At 70.9% G+C, this 18,539-nt stretch carries 15 protein-coding genes; 10 read left to right on the plus strand and 5 right to left on the minus strand.

Going from position 1 to position 18,539, the window contains the following annotated elements; genetic code table 11:
- The first annotated feature begins 1 nt into the window (after position 1).
- From C2865_RS15855 to C2865_RS15890, 8 genes are all read left to right on the plus strand, one after another.
- Positions 2-808, plus strand: coding sequence for a S1 family peptidase (locus C2865_RS15855; RefSeq protein WP_106399207.1), 807 nt, complete (start codon positions 2-4; stop codon positions 806-808).
- A gap of 26 nt (positions 809-834) precedes the next feature.
- On the plus strand, positions 835-1,152 hold the full coding sequence (locus tag C2865_RS15860; protein ID WP_198653350.1) for a GroES family chaperonin: 318 nt from the start codon (positions 835-837) through the stop codon (positions 1,150-1,152).
- A gap of 162 nt (positions 1,153-1,314) precedes the next feature.
- Positions 1,315-2,100: an ABC transporter ATP-binding protein gene (locus C2865_RS15865; protein ID WP_106399208.1), complete on the plus strand. Its 786-nt coding sequence runs from the start codon at positions 1,315-1,317 to the stop codon at positions 2,098-2,100.
- Positions 2,097-2,861 (plus strand): ABC transporter ATP-binding protein, encoded by a 765-nt coding sequence (locus C2865_RS15870; protein WP_106399209.1) that lies wholly within the window; start codon positions 2,097-2,099, stop codon positions 2,859-2,861. Before C2865_RS15865 ends, C2865_RS15870 begins: the two co-directional genes overlap by 4 nt.
- Positions 2,858-4,666, plus strand: coding sequence for an AMP-dependent synthetase/ligase (locus C2865_RS15875; RefSeq protein WP_106399210.1), 1,809 nt, complete (start codon positions 2,858-2,860; stop codon positions 4,664-4,666). The genes C2865_RS15870 and C2865_RS15875 overlap by 4 nt, the downstream gene beginning before the upstream one ends.
- Before the next feature lie 29 nt (positions 4,667-4,695).
- Positions 4,696-5,550, plus strand: coding sequence for a branched-chain amino acid ABC transporter permease (locus tag C2865_RS15880; RefSeq protein WP_269802721.1), 855 nt, complete (start codon positions 4,696-4,698; stop codon positions 5,548-5,550).
- Positions 5,547-6,641, plus strand: a complete 1,095-nt coding sequence (locus tag C2865_RS15885) for a branched-chain amino acid ABC transporter permease (protein WP_106399212.1) — start codon at positions 5,547-5,549, stop codon at positions 6,639-6,641. The genes C2865_RS15880 and C2865_RS15885 overlap by 4 nt, the downstream gene beginning before the upstream one ends.
- Before the next feature lie 25 nt (positions 6,642-6,666).
- Positions 6,667-7,920: an ABC transporter substrate-binding protein gene (locus C2865_RS15890; RefSeq protein ID WP_106399213.1), complete on the plus strand. Its 1,254-nt coding sequence runs from the start codon at positions 6,667-6,669 to the stop codon at positions 7,918-7,920.
- 54 nt (positions 7,921-7,974) lie between these two features.
- Here C2865_RS15890 and C2865_RS15895 read toward each other — a convergent pair whose 3' ends face one another.
- The 5 genes from C2865_RS15895 to C2865_RS15915 all read right to left on the minus strand — a co-directional run bounded on the left by C2865_RS15895 (position 7,975) and on the right by C2865_RS15915 (position 13,991).
- Entirely contained in the window at positions 7,975-9,408 is a 1,434-nt protein-coding gene (locus C2865_RS15895; protein WP_106399214.1) for an aldehyde dehydrogenase, read from the minus strand.
- Between the two features lie 139 nt (positions 9,409-9,547).
- On the minus strand, positions 9,548-10,003 hold the full coding sequence (locus C2865_RS15900; protein ID WP_106399215.1) for a cytidine/deoxycytidylate deaminase family protein: 456 nt from the start codon (positions 10,001-10,003) through the stop codon (positions 9,548-9,550).
- The gene (locus C2865_RS15905) at positions 10,000-10,680 is read right to left on the minus strand and encodes a RibD family protein (RefSeq protein ID WP_106399216.1); all 681 of its coding nucleotides are present in this window, start codon (positions 10,678-10,680) and stop codon (positions 10,000-10,002) included. The genes C2865_RS15900 and C2865_RS15905 overlap by 4 nt, the downstream gene beginning before the upstream one ends.
- Before the next feature lie 37 nt (positions 10,681-10,717).
- Positions 10,718-11,377: an esterase/lipase family protein gene (locus tag C2865_RS15910; protein WP_106399217.1), complete on the minus strand. Its 660-nt coding sequence runs from the start codon at positions 11,375-11,377 to the stop codon at positions 10,718-10,720.
- 49 nt (positions 11,378-11,426) lie between these two features.
- On the minus strand, positions 11,427-13,991 hold the full coding sequence (locus tag C2865_RS15915; RefSeq protein WP_157963744.1) for a LuxR C-terminal-related transcriptional regulator: 2,565 nt from the start codon (positions 13,989-13,991) through the stop codon (positions 11,427-11,429).
- Between the two features lie 209 nt (positions 13,992-14,200).
- Between C2865_RS15915 and C2865_RS15920 the strand changes: the two genes are divergently transcribed.
- Positions 14,201-15,376: an exonuclease SbcCD subunit D gene (locus tag C2865_RS15920; protein ID WP_106399390.1), complete on the plus strand. Its 1,176-nt coding sequence runs from the start codon at positions 14,201-14,203 to the stop codon at positions 15,374-15,376.
- Positions 15,373-18,513 (plus strand): AAA family ATPase, encoded by a 3,141-nt coding sequence (locus C2865_RS41425; protein ID WP_106399219.1) that lies wholly within the window; start codon positions 15,373-15,375, stop codon positions 18,511-18,513. Before C2865_RS15920 ends, C2865_RS41425 begins: the two co-directional genes overlap by 4 nt.
- Positions 18,514-18,539 lie beyond the last annotated feature (26 nt).

The raw sequence follows: 18,539 nt of genomic DNA on the forward strand, positions 1-18,539 counted from the left end.
CATGCGAATAGCCACCCCCCTCATCGCTCTCCTCACCCTGCCCGTGGTGCTGACCGCCGCTCCGGCGTCCGCCGTCGTCGGCGGCACCGCGGTCAAGGCCTCTTCTTATCCCTGGCTGGGCGCGTTGCATTCCCAGGCGGGCTTCTTCCGGCCCGGAGGCCATCTGTGCGGCGGCGTGCTGGTGCGCGCCGACAAGGTACTGACGGTCGCGCGCTGCGCCCGCCAGTTCAAGGCCGTGCCGGATCGGCTCAACGTGACGTTCGGCCGCACGGACGTCAAGAAGAAGAACGGCACGACGTACCGCGTCAAGAAGATCTGGGTCCACCCCGGCCACCGGGTGACGGATCTCGACGGCCTGGAGGTCCCGCGCAACGATCTCGCGGTCCTCACCCTCGCCAAGAAGGTGAAGAAGATCAAGCCGGTCAAGCTGGGGAGCGTCACCGGTTCGCGGGGGTTCGTCCTCGGCTGGGGCGCCACCGGTGAGGCCAGGCCGAACAACAGCAGGCTCCGCAAGGCGGCGGTCCCCCTGGTCGGCGAGTCCGAATGCCGTTCGGCCTACGGGGACGTCCTGGACTCCGGCATGACCTGCGCGGGCTCGGGCGAGGCGGCGGCCTGCCGGTTCGACGACGGCGGCCCGCTGGTCGTGCGGGTGCGGACCACGGTGCGGTTCGGCGGCCAGACCGAGCCCCGCATGGAGGACCGGGTCGCGGGCCTGGCCTCCTGGGCCGACGGCTGCGCCCGCGAGGGCCGTCCCGGTGTCTACACCGAGGTCTCCGCGTTCCGGGACATCCTCGAGAAACGGCTTTGACCCGTCCAGTCGGTAGAATCCCTGACGTGTCCCAGCCGAAGTTCGAAGTCCAGATGCTGCACGACCGGGTAATGATCAAGCCCGAGCGGGAGGCGGAGCGCACCAGCAGCAGCGGCATCGTCATCCCCGCCACCTCCGACACCTCCAACCAGCTGGCCTGGGGCGAGGTCTGCGGCACCGGGCACCACGTGCGGACGGTCAAGGTCGGCGACCGCGTCCTGTTCCACCCCGAGGAGCAGCTCGAGGTGGAGCTGCAGGGCTCCACCTACCTCGTGATGCGCGAACGCGACCTCCACGCGGTCGCCAACGAGCGCCCGGAGCACGGCACCGGCCTCTACCTCTGACGGTCGGGACTCCGGCGGAACCGGAGTCCCGACCCAGACGATCAAGACAAAAGCCCGTCTGGATCGTTCCGTTGATTTCATTACAGAAAAGCCGACCTCCGGCCTCTTGCCGTACGCACCAACCCGAATCACTGTGATCTGCACAACACTTGGGTGGTGCGGATGCTCTCAGTGCGCAATCTCGAGGTCGTCTATCACGATGTCGCGCTGGTCCTGCGCGGCGTCAGCCTGACCGTCCCCCGGCACCGGGTGGTGGCGCTGCTGGGCGCCAACGGCGCGGGAAAGACCACGCTGCTGCGGGCCGTCTCCGGCCTCCTGGACGTGCACGACGGGCGCGTCACCAAGGGGGGCGTCGAGCTGGGGGGCCGCCCCATCCACGGACTCGGCCCCGAGCGGGTGGTGCGGCGCGGCGTCCGCCAGGTCATGGAGGGCCGGCGGATCTTCGCGGAGCTGACCGTCGAGGAGAACCTGCGGATCGGCGCGCACACCGCGCCCAGGGCCCTCGGTGACAACCTGGCGCGGGTCTACGGGCTCTTCCCCCGGCTGAAGGCGCTGGCCTCCCGCACGGCCGGCTACCTGTCCGGCGGGGAGCAGCAGATGCTCGCGGTGGGCCGGGCCCTGATGTCCGATCCGGAGCTGCTGCTGCTGGACGAGCCGAGCCTGGGCCTGGCGCCCCGGCTGGTCCAGCAGATCAAGGAGATCATCGCGCAGATCAACGACCAGGGGACGACGATCCTGCTGGTCGAGCAGAACGCGTCCATGGCGCTGTCGGTCGCCGACCACGGCTACGTCCTGGAGTCGGGCCGGATCGTCATGGACCGGCCCGCGGCCGAACTGCTGGAGGACGACGACATCCGGGAGTTCTACCTCGGCCTCGGCGCGGAGGGCGCGGCGAGGTCGTTCCGCGACGTCAAGCACTACAAGCGGCGTAAGCGGTGGTTGTCATGACCGTGCTGGAAGTCCGGGACGTGCACCTGTCGTTCGCGGGTGTGAAGGCGATCGACGGCGTCTCCTTCGACGTGGCGGAGGGGGAGCTCTTCGCCGTCATCGGCCCCAACGGCGCCGGCAAGACCTCCATCTTCAACGTCATCTCCGGCGTCTACCGGCCTCAGCGGGGCTCCGTCGTCTTCCAGGGCGAGGACCTGACGGACCTCAAACCGCACCGGAGGGCGGAGAGGGGCATCGCCCGCACCTTCCAGAACGTCGAGTTGTTCTCCGGCCTGACGGTGCTCGACAACCTCATGCTCGGCCGCCACCAGCACACGCGCTACGGTCCGCTGGCCGCGATGGCGTGGCTGGGACGCGCCCGCAGCGCCGAAGTCAGGGCGCGGGCCGCGGTCGAGGAGATCATCGACTTCCTGGAGCTCCAGCAGTGGCGGCGCCAGCTCGTGGGCCTGCTGCCTTACGGCGTGCAGAAGCGCGTCGAGCTGGGCCGCGCGCTGGCGATGGAGCCCCGCCTCCTGCTGCTGGACGAGCCGGTCGCCGGGATGAACCTGGAGGAGACCGAGGACATGGCCCGGTTCATCCTCGACATCCGGCAGGAGCTCGGCGTCGCGATGATCCTCGTCGAGCACGACATGGGCCTGGTGATGGACCTGGCCGACCGGATCCTCGCCGTCGACTTCGGGGTGCGGCTGGCGCTGGACGTTCCCGAGCGCATCCGCGACCACCCGGAGGTGGTCAAGGCCTATCTGGGGGAGACCTCATGACCCTCGTCGAACGCCTCAAGCAGCATGCCGAACAGAAACCCGGACGGGTCGCTCTCCGCGAGAAGGAGCTGGGGATCTGGCGGGAGGTGACCTGGGCCCGGTACTGGAAACAGGTGCAGATCGTCGGCCACGCCCTGCTCGCACTGGACCTGCAACCGGGTGAACGTGTGGCCGTACACGCCGACAACCGCCGTGAATGGCTCTACGCCGACCTCGGAACGGTCGCCGTACGCGGCATCACGATGGGCCTTTACCCCACCAACCCGGTGTCGGAGGTCGCGCATCTGCTCACCGACAGCGGCGCGTCCGTGCTCATAGCCGAGGACCAGGAACAAGTCGACAAGGCACTGGAGGTGGACGCCCCGGAGCTGCGTCACATCGTCTATCTGGAGCCGCGCGGTATCCAGGGCCACTACGACGACCCGCGCCTCATGTCCTGGGACGAGTTCTGCGAACTGGGCGCGGCACATCGCCAACAGTTTCCCGCCGCGATCCTCCAGCGGATGTCGGAGACCCGTCCGGACGACGTCGTCACGCTCGTCTACACGTCCGGGACGACGGGTCCGCCCAAGGGCGCGATGCTCACCCACGCCAACGTCGAGTTCGTCCTGTCCCTCGTCAAGGAAGACGGTTTCATCGACCCTCTGCCTTCGGAGAAGGACCTCATCGTCTCCTACCTCCCTCTCTGCCATATCGCCGAACGCTTCTTCACCACCTGGCTGAACGTCACGGCCGGAGTGCAGGTCAACTTCGCCGAGTCCATCGACACCGTGACGCACAACCTCCGCGAGGTGCAGCCGACGCTGTTGTTCGGCGTCCCACGCATCTGGGAGAAGGTCCTCGCCACCGTGGAGATCAGCGCGGGGAAGGCGACCTGGTTGAAACGCCGCTCCCTGCGCTTCTGGTTGCGAGTCGCCGACCGCATAGGCACGAAACTCGTGGAGACGGGCGGCGCGCACACCCTCGGTACGCGTCTGCTCTACGCGCTCGGATGGCTGCTCTGCTTCCGTTCCCTGCGTACCGCCATCGGCATGCGGCATGTGCGTTACGCGGCCTCCGGAGCCGCTCCCATCGCCCCGGAGGTGCTGAAGTTCTTCATAGGCATCGGCATCCCGATGCACGAGGTCTACGGGATGACGGAGAACTCCGGCGTGGCCACCGCCACCATCAGAGGCCGCGTCCGGCTCGGCACGGTCGGCGAACCCCGCAAGGGCGTCGATCTGCGCATCGCCGAGGACGGCGAGATCCTCACCCGCCACCCCGGCACCTTCGCGGGGTACTGGGGACTCCCTGACGCCGCCCCCGTCGACGAGGACGGCTGGCTCCACACCGGCGACCTCGGCGTCCTGGAGGACGGCTTCCTGCGCATCACCGGCCGCAAGAAGGAGATCATCATCACCGCGGGCGGCAAGAACGTGGCCTCCGCCGAGATCGAGAACTCCCTGAAGGCCTCCCCCTACGTCAAGGAGGCCCTGGTCATCGGCGACCGCCGCCCCTATCTGACGGCGCTGATCGGCATCGAGGGCGACACCGTCGGCGACTGGGCGCGGCGGCGGCGCATCCCCTACACCACCTACCGCGACCTCAGCGAGCGGCAGGAGGTCCGCACCCTGATCGGGCAGGTCGTCGAGAACGTCAACGAACGGCTGGCGCGGGTCGAGCAGATCAAGGACTTCCGGCTGCTGCCCAAGGAGCTCGGCCACGAGGAAGGCGAGCTCACCGCCACCCAGAAGGTCAAGCGCCGCGCCGTGGAGGACGCCTTCGCCGACCTCATCGCCACCCTCTACCCCGGGAGGACGTCCTGAGCGAATTCTGGCAGGCCATCGCCAGAGGCCTGGGCAACGGCTCCATCTACGCGCTGCTCGCCCTCGGCTTCGTCATCGTCTACAAATCGATGCGCGTCATCAGCTTCGCCCAGCCGGGGTTCATGCTGGCGGGCGCCGTCATCGTCACTTATCTCAGCGCGGAAGTCGGCTTCTGGGCCGCGGCGGTGCTGTCCGTGCTGGCCGTCTCCCTGCTGGCTCTGGGCGTGGAGCGGGTGGCGATACGGCCGATGGTCGGCCGTCCGGTGTTCGCGATAGCCATCATCACGCTCGGCCTGGACGTCGTCATCCGGGTGGTCGCCAACGGCTTCATCGGCCTGGACGTGCGCCAGGTGGGCGACCCGTGGAAGCTGGACACCGTCTCCGTCCTCGGCGTGGAGGTCCAGCAGCGTTATCTGGCGATGTTCGCCGCGGCTCTGCTCATGGTGGCGGCACTGTTCCTGTTCTTCCGCTACACGCGCTTCGGACTGGCGATGCGCGCGGCGTCCTTCGACCAGGAGGCGGCCCTGGCGCAGGGAGTCAGCGTCAGCGGCGTCTTCGCGGTCAGCTGGGCGATGGCCGGAGGCCTGGCGGCGGTCGCGGGCATCATGTTCGGCGCCGGCACGAGCATCGACCAGAACATCTGGATCATCGCCCTCAAGGCCCTGCCCGCCATCATCCTCGGCGGCCTGGACTCCCTGGCGGGCGCCGTCGCGGGCGGCCTGGCGATCGGCCTGTTCGAGTCCCTGGTCAGCAGCTACCAGAGCGACCACCTGCCCTGGCTGGGCGAGAACTTCGCGACCGTCAGCCCGTACGTGCTGATGCTCGCCGTCCTCCTCCTGAGACCGTACGGGTTGTTCGGCACCCGCGAGGTGGAGCGAGTATGACCAGGCCGCTGCTCTACACGTCCTACAAGCAGGACACGGCGCTGCTCGACACGCGCGCCAAGCGCCTGTCCGTGCTGGTGCTTCTAGTGGCCGCCGCCTTCGTCCCGTTGCAGGTGGCCGACGACCTTCTGCAGCTGCTGGCCGTCGGGATGGTGGCCTCGATAGGCGCGATCGGGCTGAACATCGTCAGCGGGTATGCGGGGCAGATCTCTCTCGGCCACGCGTTCTTCCTCGCGATAGGCGCGTACACGGGGGCGGCTCTTTCCGGTGATCCGGATGGCAAGGTGCTCGGTTTCGGGGTCGATTTCCTGCCCGTGTGGGTGCTGGCCTCCGGTCTGGTGGCGGCCGTCGCGGGCGTCATCGTCGCACCGCTGGCGACCCGCCTGCGCGGCTTGTACCTGGCCGTCGTCACGCTCGGGCTGGTGTTCCTGGGCGCGCACATCCTCAAGGAGTGGGATGCGCTGAGCGGCGGGCCCGGGGTGGGGCGTCCGGCGGCCGTGCCGGCGCTCTTCGGCATCCGCCTGGACGAGCCCGGGACGTTCACCAAAGAGCAGAAGATGTTCTGGCTGATGCTCGTCCTGCTGGTCGTCTTCGCCGTCCTGGCCCGCAATCTCGTGCGTTCCAGGGTCGGCCGCGCCTTCGTCGCCGTGCGCGACCGCGACCTGGCGGCCTCGGCCATCGGCATCGACGTGGGCCGCACCAAGCTGCTGGCCTTCGCCGTCTCGTCGTTCTACGCGGGTGTGGCCGGCTCCCTGCTGTACACCGTCGCCGGGTACATGGACCCGGAGTCCTTCGGCCTTGCGATGTCCATCCAGTACATCGCCATGGTCCAGATCGGCGGGATCGCCACGATCTCCGGCTCGATCATGGGCGCGATGGCGCTGACCCTGCTGCCGCGCCTCACCCGCGAGCTGCCCGCCGTCCTGCCGTTCATCAGCACCGACACCCAGGAATTCCCCAACGTGTACCAGGTGGACACCGCCCTCTACGGCGTCCTGATCATCGCCTTCCTCATCTTCGAGCCGCGCGGCATGTACGGCCTGTGGAACCGCCAGCGCGCCTACTGGAAGGCGTGGCCCTTCTCCTACTGACACCCACCCCCCTCTGGAGGAGTCCATGAAGAAGCACCTCGCGGCCCTGGCCGCCTGCGTGCTCGTCCTGTCCGGCTGCGGACGCGGCGACGAGAGCGAGGCGACGGCCCCCGGCGTCACCGACGAGGCCTGTCCCGAGGCGGTGAACAAGGACAACGGCTGCATCTACCTCGGCGTCATCTCCGACCTGACCACCGGCCCGTTCAAGGCGCTGGCCGTCTCCATCACCGACGCGCAGAAGGCGTTCTGGAAGCGCGTCAACGACAACGGCGGCATCGGCGGCTACGACGTCGACGTCACGAAGTACATCCGCGACAACCATTACTCGCCCGAGACGCACAACCAGGTCTACCAGGAGATCAAGGGGAAGGTCCTGGCGCTCGCGCAGAGCCTCGGCTCCCCCACCACGGCCGCCGTCATCGAGGACATGAAGACCAACAAGGTGCTCGCCACGCCCGCGTCCTGGACGTCGAGCTGGAACTTCGAGGATGTCATCCTGGAGTCCGGCGCGCCGTACTGCATCGAGTCGATGAACGCCGTCGACTACGCGGTGGAGGCCATCAAGCCCAAGAGCGTGATGGCCGTGTACGTGCCGGGCGACTACGGCGAGGACGCCGCGGAGGGGGCGAAGGTCGCGGCGGAGGCCCACGGGCTGTCCTTCACCGGTGTGGAGAGTCCGCCCGGACAGGAGAACCAGGGCGGTGCCATCGACGCGATCGTCAAGGCCAAGCCCGACCTCGTCATCCTCACCGCGGGCCCGACGGACGCGGCCACGGTCGTCGGCCAGGCCGCGGCGCGCGGCTACAAGGGGCGCTTCATCGGCACGGGGCCGACCTGGAACCCCGGGCTCATCGCCTCCCCTGCGGCGGACGCGCTGAAGGCGCTGTACTGGCAGTCGGCACCGTGGCTGCCGTGGCAGACCGACACTCCGGGCCACAAGGCGATGCGCGAGACGCTGAGCGGCGTGACGCCCAACGACGGCTACACGGCGGGCTGGGTGTGGTCGTACCCGTTGAAGGCCGCGTTGGAGAAGGCCGCCTCCAACGGCGAACTCACCCGTGACGGCCTGTTCAAGGCCGTCAAGCAGCTGACGAGCGTCGACTACGAGGGCATGTTGGAGAACGCCGGCAACTACGCGGGCGATCCCAACAGCGCCGTGGTGCGCTCCTCCGTCATCGCGCAGCCCGACGAGTCCGCCCCCACGAAGGTGAAGGTCATCAAGGAGCCGTTCGTGGGACCGACGGCACAGGACTACACGCTCAGCAAGCCCTGCTTCTGAGCGTGCGGAAAGGGGGCCGGACACAGGCGTCCGGCCCCCTCTTCACGCGTTCGCTCAGGCGGGACGCGGGATGGACTTGTGTTCCAGGTAGGCGTCCAGGCCCTCGGGGCCGAGTTCGCGGCCCAGGCCGGAGTTCTTGAAGCCGCCGAACGGGGTGTTGGGGTCGATGCTGTAGAGGTTGACGCCGCAGCTGCCGGTGCGGATGCGGCGGGCGACGTCGATGCCGTGCTCGACGTCGGCGGTCCACACCGAGCCGCCCAGGCCGTAGTCGCTGTCGTTGGCGATGCGGATCGCGTCTTCCTCGTCCTCGTACGGCAGGAGCGCCAGGACGGGGCCGAAGATCTCCTCGCGGGCGATGCGCATGTCGTTGGTGACGTTGCCGAAGACGGTGGGGGCGACGTACCAGCCGCGGTCGTACGGCCGCTCCAGGCCGCCGACGAGCAGCTTGGCGCCCTCGTCCTGGCCGATGCGGATGTAGTCCTCCACCCGCTCCTGCTGGCGGCGGGCCACCAGCGGGCCGATCTCGGTGGCGAAGTCGGCCGGGTCGCCCACGGCCAGGCCGCCGACCATGGTCGCCAGCGCGTCGGCGACCTCGTCGTAGCGGCTGCGGGGTGCCAGGATGCGGGTCTGCGCGGCGCAGGCCTGGCCGTTGTTCATCAGCGAGGCGAGCTTGAAGCCCTCGATGGTGGTCGCCAGGTCGGCGTCCTCGAGGATGATCGCGGCGGACTTGCCGCCCAGTTCCAGGGTGCAGCGCTTGAGCTGGCGCCCGCACACCTCGCCGATCTGGCGTCCGGCCGCGGTGGAGCCGGTGAAGGAGACCTTGTCGACGCCGGGGTGGGCCACCAGGTGCGCGCCGACCTCGCGTCCGGCGGTCACGAAGTTGACGACGCCGTCGGGGATGCCGGCCTCCTTGACCCACTCGGCGAGCAGGTAGGCGTCCAGCGGGGTCTCCGGGGAGGGCTTGGCCACCACGGTGCAGCCGGCCAGCAGCGCGGGCGCGAGCTTGAGCATCAGCGTGAACTGGGGGACGTTCCACGGATAGATCGCCGCCACGACGCCGACCGGCTCCTTGGTGACCGTCACCGGGCCCTGCATGCCCTGCCGCTCCTCCTCCCAGGTGTAGGAGGCGGCGAGATCGACGTAGTACTGCAGCACCATCTGCGGAATCGCGGACTGGGCGAACGCCGCGAACAACGCGGGCGAGCCCATCTCCGACACCACGAGGTCGGCCATCGGCTGGGAGTTGGCCGCGTAGATGGCGGACAGGCGGCCCAGCGCCTCGGCGCGCTCGGCGGGTGTCATCCGGGGCCACGGCCCGTGGTCGAAGGCCTGCCGCGCGGCCGCCACCGCCCGGTCGATGTCGGCGTTCGTGCCCTCGGGCACCCGGCCGATGACCTCTTCGGTATGCGGCGAGACGACGTCGATCGTGCCCGCGCCCGCGGGCTCGACCCACTCTCCGCCGATGAAGAAGTGGCTGTACTCCTGCAAGGGTTCCTCCAACCAGGGGGTGGACGTCGGGAGGCGGGCCGACCAAATGTTTGCTCGGCTGCTCCGTCAGCATCTCACGCGTGTTCTGATTGTCTACAAGGTCGTCTTCCTTGTCGATACAAGAGCCTAGACCCGGGTCTCAATTTATGAGGTGCGCGTTGGGCTCCCTGGCGCGGTCGGCCAGCTCCGGCAGCTCCACGACCTCCACACCGGCCTCCTCCAGCGTCTCCACCCCGTCTCCCTCGACGAACAGGACGGGCTCGCGCCAGGCGAAGACCACCCGGCGGACGCCACGCCGCAGGATCAGCCGGGCGCACGGCTCGGGGCGCGACAGCCTGCGGGCGCACGGCTCCAGCGAGCTGTAGACCGTCGCGCCGGTCAGGTCCCGCCCCGCGAGCTTGGCCAGCGCGGACTCCTCGGCGTGCACCTTCTCGTCCGTCTCGCGGGAGTGGCCGCGGGCCAGCTCGCGGCCCTCGGCGTCCACGACGACCGCCCCCACGGAGAAGGCGGTGTCCGACGGGGGGCAGGCGCGGGCCAGGTCGCAGGCCAGGGCGAGCCAGCGCAGGTCGTCATGGCGTGCTCTGTCGGTGGTCACGGGTTTCCCCTCGTGTAGCGCAGCAGTGCCACCTCGCCGATCTTGCGGACCTCGGCCAGCCGCATCGGGTGCCGGGGGCTCTGCGGGAAGACCCCGGGGTGGGTGAAGCGGGGCGCGCCCGGGTCGCCGATGAAGAACGGGGCGACCACCAGCTGCAGTTCGTCGGCGAGCCCCGCGGTGAGGAAGGCGGTGTGGAGCGCGCCGCCGCCCTCGACCATGAGCCGCCGCACCCCCCGCGCCGACAGGTCGGCCAGCAGGGCGGCCGGATCGACGCGCTCGCCCATGTCCACGACGGTGGCGGCCGCGCCCAGCCGGGCGGCCAGCTCCTCGGCGGCGGCCCCGGTGGTGTAGACGATCTTGGGCGCGGCCCCGGTGGTGAAGAACCGGGAGCGGGGGTCCAGGTCGCCGCCGCCGGTCACGGTGACCTTGACGAGGTCCTCGGGCAGGCCGCGCGAGGCCCGCTCGATCCGCCGGGAGACCGACTTGATCAGCAGCGACGGGTCGTCGTTGCGCACGGTGCCCGCCCCCACCATGATCGCGTCCACCGTGGCCCGGACCGCGTCCACCCGGTCCAGGTCCGCCGCGTTCGAGAGCGTCAGCCGCTCGTCGGTCAGGTCGTCGATGTAGCCGTCCACCGACATGGCGCAGCTGAGCAGGACATAAGGGCGAGCACTCACGGGGCCAGCGTACGTCTCCCGGGCCTCCGCCGCCCCGTCAGGCCGCCAGGAATGACCGGATCTCGGTGAGAACGGCGGTGGCCCTGAGGAGTCCCGGATGCGTCCTGCACCGCACCTCGTTGTTGGCCGCGCCGTCCAGCGCGGTGCTGGTGTAGGGGACGATGACTGCGTCGCAGGGCGAATACCAGGTGGCGTAACCGGTGGCGCCGGGAGTCTCGTCTCCCGAGGTGATCGTCTTGATGAACGGCGACTCCGGATACATCTGCCGGCACGAGACGTAGATCAGGCACGCGGCGGCTGTCTTGGTGCCGTGGTTGGCGCCCGCGAGCGACGCGAGGCGGCGGACCTTGGCCGTGCCGTCGAGCTGCCCGAGGTACCAGAGGCTGACGAGCCCGCCCATCGAGTGGTTGACGACGTCGACCTGGGAGGCGCCGGTACGGACGAGAACGTCGGCCACAAAGGCCGCCAGGCCCTGGGCGTTGATTCGGTTGTCACCATGGGAGTCGTACTCGTAGGCGAACAGTTCGGTGTCGCTGTAACCGCCCTCGCGGAAGACCGACATGGCCTTCGTCCAGTCGGAGGCGCCGCCGTCGTAGCCGTGGACGAAGACGACCGGGGTGCGCGCGGCCCGCGCGGGAGCGGGGACCGCGGCCAGTACGGCCGTCGCGGCGAGCAGGACACCGATTCTGCGGAGCATCTCTCCTCCTGGGGCCCTCCTGAGCGGGAGCGCCCTCGAAGCCTGGCGTTCAGGAGAAGAATCTGACCAGCTCGACCCGGGAACGCACCCCCAACCTGGCGAAGACGTTACGCAGATGGTGTTCGACGGTGCGGGGACTGAGCATCAGACGAGCCGCGATCTCCCTGTTGGTGGCGCCTTCCGCGGCCAGGCGGGCGATCTGCTCCTGCTGGGCGGTCAGCTCCACGGCGGGCTCGGCGTCGTGGGCGCCGGTGCTGCTCTCCCCTGCTGCACGCAGCTCGGTGCGGGCGCGCGCGGCCCATCCCGGCGCCTCGTAGTAACGGAAGGTGTGCAGGGCCCGGCGCAGATGGGTGCGGGCGTCGCTGGGACGTCTCGCACGTCTCAACCAGGCTCCGTACAGCAGCTGGGTGCGAGCCAGCTCGAACGGGGAGCCTCCCAGCCGGTGCAGTGCCAGAGCGGCGGTGAAGTTCTCCTCTGCGGCTTCGTCCTTGTCGGCCAGCAGCGCGTGGCAGCGCCGGGACAGGGCCAGACGTGCGGGGTTTGCGGTGGTCTCCGCCCAGCGGTCGAAGAGGCTCAGGGCTCCCGAGGCTGTCTCGCGCCTGTCGGACTGCACCGCCGCCTCGACGTACAACGGGGTCGTCATCACCCGTACGACCGGGTGGACGGTCATGACTTCCAGACGTACCGCGGCCTCTCCCGGACGGTCTTCGAGCAGGTCCAGAGCAGCACGGGCCCAGGAGACGTACGCTTCGGGCCGGCTGAGGCCGCGGGCGGAAGCCGTCTGGAGTGCCTGGTCGGCATGGCGTTCGGCGTTCTCCCTGTCCCCGCGCAAGGCCGAGAGCAGCGCGAGCAGGGTCAGGTGGTCGGCGGCCACGTTGCCCTGGCCCACCGTCCTCGCCAGCGCCAGTCCTTCCATGGAACGAGCCGTCGCTTCGGCGAACCGTCCGCGCCACACATCCGCTTGGGCCAGCAGGTGAAGGGCTGTGGGTTTCAGCGGGGAATGGCAGCCGTGAGCGGTGCGTACCGCGCGGCTCGCGAGTTCATGCGCGGCGGTGTCGTCACCCAGCAGCATGGCCGCCGTGGCGGCCCAGAGGTGGTCGAGGCAGCTGACGGGAAGGGTGAGCAGCTTCCGCAGCGGAGTGGTGAAGTCGACGTTCGCGAAAGCCGCAGACGTTCCCTCGAAGTGCAAGGCGAGGATTTCCGGTCCGGGCATGTCCTTCGCCTGTGCCGCGAGTTCCAGGTAGGCGAGGATGTCCCCGGCCAGGAAGGCGGCCTCTCCCGCACGGATCAAGGCGTCCAGGCTGCGTTCGGGAGGCAGGCGTTCGGCGGCGGTCTGGAAGAGGACGCGGGCGCGTCCGGGTATGCCGTCGAACAACTCGATCTTGCCTAGAAGGAACTCGGTCTCCCCCGGAGGCGCCGCCGGATCGGCTTGGGCACGGCGGATCAGGCTCCGAGCCCGCACCGGGTCGCCCGAACGCCAGAACGCCTCGGCCGCGCCGAGCAGATCCGCGGGTTCCCCGGAGAGTTCAGCGGCCCGCGTCCACAGGCCGACGGCCTCCGTGGGCTCGGCGTTCAGAGCCGCCGCACGGAGATAGGCGGCGTCGCTGGGACGGCTGGTGACGGCTGTGCGATGCCAGATACGGCGGGCGCTCTGATCTGGACGGTCGAGCACGTCCGCCAAGAGACGGTGCGCGGTCTGCCTTTCGGCCAACGGAGCGTCGGCGTACAGGATGCTGCGGATGAGAAGACTGGGGACCGTCACGTGGTCTCCGTCGACGGTGAGCAGACCCAGAGCACGGGCGGGCTCCAGCTCCGCGAGGTCCAGCCCGGCCGAGGCGGCGGTACGTGCGAGCGTGACGGTGTCCAGATGTTCGTCCACCACCGCCATCAGCAGCAGAAGGCGGGCAGTCTCCGACAGCCGGAAGAAGCGCCTGCGGTAGACCGCTCGTAGTTCACTGGCGGCCGGAAGAGTAGCTGGAGGCGGTTCCGTACCGGAGAGCTGGGCCGGAGTGAGCGCACGTCCCAATTCCAGGAGCGCACGGGGATTTCCTCCCGCCAACTCCACCAGGATCGCTTCCAGGTCCTCGGCCAGGTCCTCGGTGCACTCGCGCAGGACCTTACGGCTCGTCTCGTCGTCCAGCGGCGGCAGAGAAAGCGAAGGGATGGAGGCCAGACGGTCGCGTTCAGGGGTGAGAACGTGTTCGTTGTGCGCGGCGAAAAGGATGAGGATCGGTGTGTCCGCCACCCTGCGCGCGGTGTAGGCGAGTGCTTCCAGGGACTCGCGGTCGAGCCAGTGCGCGTCGTCCGCGACGCACAGCAGCGGGCGGTCCTCGGCCAGTCCGGCCAGGGAGCTCCTGACCTCGCGGGGATCGTCCGGGACCTCGGGCAGGATCCTGCTCAGGCCCGCGCGGGGCAGACGCGCCTCCGCCCGGATACCGGGAAGGCTGAGCACCCGGAAACCGGAACCCGCCCGGCGCGCCGCCCAACGCAGCAGGGTGCTGCGTCCGAGACCCGGCCCGCTCCGGACGGCGAGCGCTCCGCCGTGTCCGCCTCTGGTCTTGACCACCAGTTCGTCCAGCAGATCCAGTTCCCGATCGCGCCCATGGACGGTCATCGCGCACCTCCCGGAGCCGGCGCTCACTACAACACGGGCCGTCCGGCCGGTCCAGGGTCCGCAAGCGGCCCGGTGCCGCGGCACATTCCCGCTGGACGCGGAGTGTGCCGCCGCACAACGGCGGTCCATACCGATCCGGTGTCGGTGGGGCCCCGGAGACCTCATAGGACGGAAATTGTCAGTGGGGGTTGCTTAGGGTCTTGGGTGTCATGAGACTTCTGCACACCTCCGACTGGCACCTGGGACGATCCTTCCACCGGGAGGACCTCCTGCGCGCGCAGGCCGCGTTCGCCGACCACCTGCTGGAGACCGTCCGCGCAGAGCGGGTCGACTGCGTCCTGGTCTCCGGCGACGTCTACGACCGGGCGCTGCCTCCGGTCGACGCCGTCCGGCTGTACGACGACACGCTGCGGCGGCTCGCCGCGGTCACCCGGGTGGTGCTCATCTCCGGCAACCACGACTCGGCGGTGCGGCTCGGCGTGGGCTCCGGGCTGCTCGACGCCGCCGGGGTGCACGTGCGCACCGATCCGGAGTCGGTGGGCGAGCCGGTCGTGGTGGAGGACGTGGCGATCTACCCGATCCCCTACCTGGAGCCGGACTTCGTACGGACCCGGTGGCAGCTGGCGGAACGTTCGCACGCGGCGGCGCTCGCCGAGGCGATGCGACGGATCCGCGCGGACGGCACGCCCGGAGCGCGCGTCGTGCTGGCGCACGCGTTCGTGACGTCGGGGAACGTCGAGCCGGAGGAGAGCGAGAGCGAGCGCAACATCGCGGTCGGCGGGGTGTCGATGGTCCCGGCGAGCGTGTTCGACGGCATCGGCTACACGGCGCTGGGGCACCTGCACGGACGGCAGACCCTCCGCGAGGGAGTGCGCTACTCCGGGTCGCCGATCGCCTACTCCTTCTCCGAGGAGCGGCAGAAGAAGGGCTCGTGGCTGGTGGACGTGGACGCCGGAGGGCTGCGGGACGTCACGTTCGTCGAAGCTCCGGTGCCGCGGCCGATCGCGCAACTGCGGGGAACCCTCCCCGAACTGCTGTCCGATCCGCGTCACGAGGCCTACGCGGGGCACTGGCTGAAGGTGACGCTGACCGACGCCAGACGTCCGGCGGGCGCGATGGAGCGGTTGCGGGCGCGGTTCCCGCACACGCTGGTCCTGGGGTTCGAGCCCGACGCCGCGGCGGCCGAGGGCGAGCGCACCTGGTCCGAGCGGGTCAAGGAACGTTCGGGGGCCGAGCTGGCCTGCGACTTCCTGTACGAGGTCGGCGGCGAGGAGGTCCGCCCCGAGGAGCGCGCGCTGCTCGAGGACGCCTTCACCCACTGCCGCCAGGAGGAGCGCGTGCGCGTCCCGGCGCCCCGCGCCGCAGAGAAGGGGACGTCCCGATGAGGCTGCTCCGGCTGAAGGTCACCGCGTTCGGCCCTTTCTCCGGCACCGAGGAGGTCGACTTCCAGACGCTCAGCGAGGCCGGTCTCTTCCTCATCAACGGCCCCACCGGGGCGGGTAAGACGAGTGTGCTCGACGCGGTGTGCTTCGCGCTGTACGGGCAGGTCCCGGGTGCGCGCAACGCGGTGAAGCTGCTGCGCAGCGACCACGCGGCCCCCGGAGTCGCGCCCCTGGTCGAGCTGGAGGCCGACATCCGGGGCCGCCGTTTCCGCTTCACCCGCTCCCCCGCCTGGGAGCGGCCGAAGCTGCGCGGCACGGGCACCCGCATGGAGCAGTCGAAGATCCTCGTCGAGGAGTGGACGGGCGGCGAGTGGATCGGCCACACCAACCGCCTGGACGAGGCCGGCGACCTCGTCCAGCGGCTGCTGGGGATGACGGCCCCCCAGTTCAACCAGGTGGCCATGCTGCCGCAGGGCGAGTTCGCCGCCTTCCTGCGCGCCAACGCCGAGGAACGGCGCCGCGTGCTGGAGAAGCTCTTCGCCACCGAGATCTACGCCGCCGTCGAGAAGTGGCTGGCCGACGAGCGCGCCCGGACGAACCGCGAGGCCGAGGCCCTGCGGGTGGAGGCCGCCGCGACCGCCGACCGCGTCGCCGAGCTCACCGCCGCCCCGCGCCCCGACGGCTCCGCGGCCCTCCTCCTTCCCTGGGCCACCGAGCTGACGGCCCACCACAGCGACCTCCTGACGGTGACGTCCGGCCTGCTCTCCGAATCCGAGGAGCGGCTGGCCGGGGCCCGACGCCGCCACGACGAAGGCCGCACCCTGGCGTCCCTGCAGGAACGCCACGTCCAGGCCGTCCGCCGCCGCGACGCCCTGGCCTCGCGCACCGAGGAGCGCAAGGCCTGGGGCGACCGCCTCGGCCTCGCCGACCGCGCCACCCGCGTCCTGCCCTACGGCCGCGCCGTCACCGCGCGCCGCGAGGCCCTCGCCGAGGCCGAGACGCGGTCCGGCGTCCTCCGCCGCCGCATCGCACCCCTCACTCCGCCCTCCTGCCTCTGCGAAGGCCTGGACTCCCGGGACCACGCCCTGCGCTCCGGCACGGCCCGCGGCACCGTGCTCCAGGAAGGCATGGCCCGTAACGGCGTGCCCGGGGACGACGCGCTTCCCGGTGACGGCCGTCGAAATGGCGCCGTCGAGGACGGGCACGTGTGTCCGCCGCTGACGGAGGACGCGCCGTTGGAGGTGCTGCGGCGGGCCGAGCAGGTGTGGCGGGCCGAGCTGGCACGGCTGGAGGCGTTGCGGGGTCAGGAGGCCAGGCACCGCGAGGTGCTGCGGGAGCTGACCGGAGGTCGGGAGCGGGAGAGCCGCTGGACGGGTGAGGAGGAGCGGCTGCGGGTCCGGCTGGAGGAGCTGCCGGGCCGGGTCGAGGAGCAGCGCGCCGCGCTGCAGGAGGCGCGGATCCAGGCGTCGGGCGCCGAGGCGGCCGCCAAGGTCGTGGACGACGCCGAGCAGGCGGTGGAGGACGCGCGGCGGCGCGACCTGGTGGGACGCGGGCTGCAACGGGCCGAAGCGGAGCTGCGGACGGCCGTCGACCGGGCCCAGCAGGCCCGGGACAGGGTGCAGGAGCTGCGGGAGCTGCGGCTGACCGGGATGGCGGCGGCGCTCGCCGCCGACCTCGTGCCGGGCGAGCCGTGCAAGGTCTGCGGCTCGGCCGAGCACCCGGCGCCCGCCGCGGGCTCGGGCGAGGTCCCCTCCCAGGACGAGGAGCTGCGGGCCGCCCAGGAGGCCGACGCGGCGCAGCGGGCCCGCGAGGACCTCAGCGGCCGGGTCGGCGGCATGCGCGCCGAGCACGACCTGCTGCAGCAGCGCTCGGACCTGCCCGTCGAGACCCTCGCCCAGGGCCTGGACGAGGCACGGACGGCACTGGAGGCGGCCCGGAGCGCCGTCACCCGCGCCGAGACCCTCGAACGCGGGCTCAGGACCGCCGAGGCCGAGCTGGAGTCGGCGCGGCGGGCCCACTCCGACGCGGGCCGCGAGCTCGCCGAGACCAGGGCCGCGCTCAGCGCGCTGGACGGCGAGGAGGCGCGGCTGCGCGCCGAGCTGGACGCGGCGCGGGGCGGGGACTTCTCCCTCCAGGCCCGCCTCGCCCGGCTGAACGACGAGGCCGATCTGCTGACCCGCACGATCGAGGCGGGCGTCCGCGCCGCCACGGCCCGCGACGAGCTCGAGGCCGCCGGGAGGGCGCTCGCCGAGGCGGCGACGGCCGAGGGGTTCGCCTCCTCCGACGAGGCCGCCCGCGCCCGCCTGTCCCCCGACGACCGGGCCCGGCTGGAGTCCCTGGCCGGAGAGTACGACGCGGAGGCCGCGGCCGTCCGGGACCTGCTGTCCGATCCGCAGCTCACGGCCGCCGCGGCCCGTCCCGTCCCCGACCTGGCGGCCCTGGAGTCCGCGGCCGCGCGGGCCGAGCAGGCCCACACCGTCCTGGTCTCGGCCCGCGACCGCTCGGCCCACCGCCATGCCCGGCTGGCGGAGCTGCACGCCCGCCTGCGCGCCCAGCTCGCGAAGTGGGCGCCCGCCGCCGACGCCCACGAGCGCACCGCCCGGCTGGCGGGCCTGGTCAACGGACAGCCGCCCAACACCCTGCAGATGCGCCTGTCCGCCTACGTCCTGGCGGCGCGGCTCGAGCAGGTCGTCGCCGCCGCCAACGAGCGCCTCACCACCATGTCCGCGGGCCGCTACCTGCTGAAGCACACCATCGACAAGGCGGCGGGCGACACCAAGCGCGCCGCAGGCGGCCTCGGCCTGCGCGTCATCGACGGCTGGACCGGCCAGGAGCGCGACCCCGCCACCCTGTCGGGCGGCGAGTCGTTCATCTCCTCCCTCAGCCTCGCCCTGGGCCTGGCCGACGTGGTCACCGCCGAGGCGGGCGGCGCCGAGATCGCCACCCTCTTCGTCGACGAGGGCTTCGGCACCCTCGACGAGGACACCCTCGACGAGGTCATGACCGTCCTGGACTCCCTGCGCGACGGCGGCCGCGCCGTGGGCGTCGTCAGCCACGTGGCCGAGCTCCGCACCCGCATCCCCACCCAGCTGCGCCTCCGCAAGTCCCGCACCGGCTCCACGCTCTGCGTCGTCGGCTGACCCCGGCCGCTTCGGGTGGCGCGGAC

Origin of the sequence: Actinocorallia populi (genome assembly GCF_002995495.1) — a bacterium.
Lineage (GTDB): Bacteria > Actinomycetota > Actinomycetes > Streptosporangiales > Streptosporangiaceae > Actinocorallia > Actinocorallia populi.

Coding starts and splice junctions, on each gene's coding strand:
- C2865_RS15855 (WP_106399207.1), top strand. CDS start 2: ATGCGAATAGCCACCCCCCTCATCGCTCTCCTCACCCTGCCCGTGGTG.
- C2865_RS15865 (WP_106399208.1), top strand. CDS start 1,315: ATGCTCTCAGTGCGCAATCTCGAGGTCGTCTATCACGATGTCGCGCTG.
- C2865_RS15870 (WP_106399209.1), top strand. CDS start 2,097: ATGACCGTGCTGGAAGTCCGGGACGTGCACCTGTCGTTCGCGGGTGTG.
- C2865_RS15875 (WP_106399210.1), top strand. CDS start 2,858: ATGACCCTCGTCGAACGCCTCAAGCAGCATGCCGAACAGAAACCCGGA.
- C2865_RS15885 (WP_106399212.1), top strand. CDS start 5,547: ATGACCAGGCCGCTGCTCTACACGTCCTACAAGCAGGACACGGCGCTG.
- C2865_RS15890 (WP_106399213.1), top strand. CDS start 6,667: ATGAAGAAGCACCTCGCGGCCCTGGCCGCCTGCGTGCTCGTCCTGTCC.
- C2865_RS15910 (WP_106399217.1), bottom strand. CDS start 11,377: ATGCTCCGCAGAATCGGTGTCCTGCTCGCCGCGACGGCCGTACTGGCC.
- C2865_RS15915 (WP_157963744.1), bottom strand. CDS start 13,991: ATGACCGTCCATGGGCGCGATCGGGAACTGGATCTGCTGGACGAACTG.
- C2865_RS15920 (WP_106399390.1), top strand. CDS start 14,201: ATGAGACTTCTGCACACCTCCGACTGGCACCTGGGACGATCCTTCCAC.
- C2865_RS41425 (WP_106399219.1), top strand. CDS start 15,373: ATGAGGCTGCTCCGGCTGAAGGTCACCGCGTTCGGCCCTTTCTCCGGC.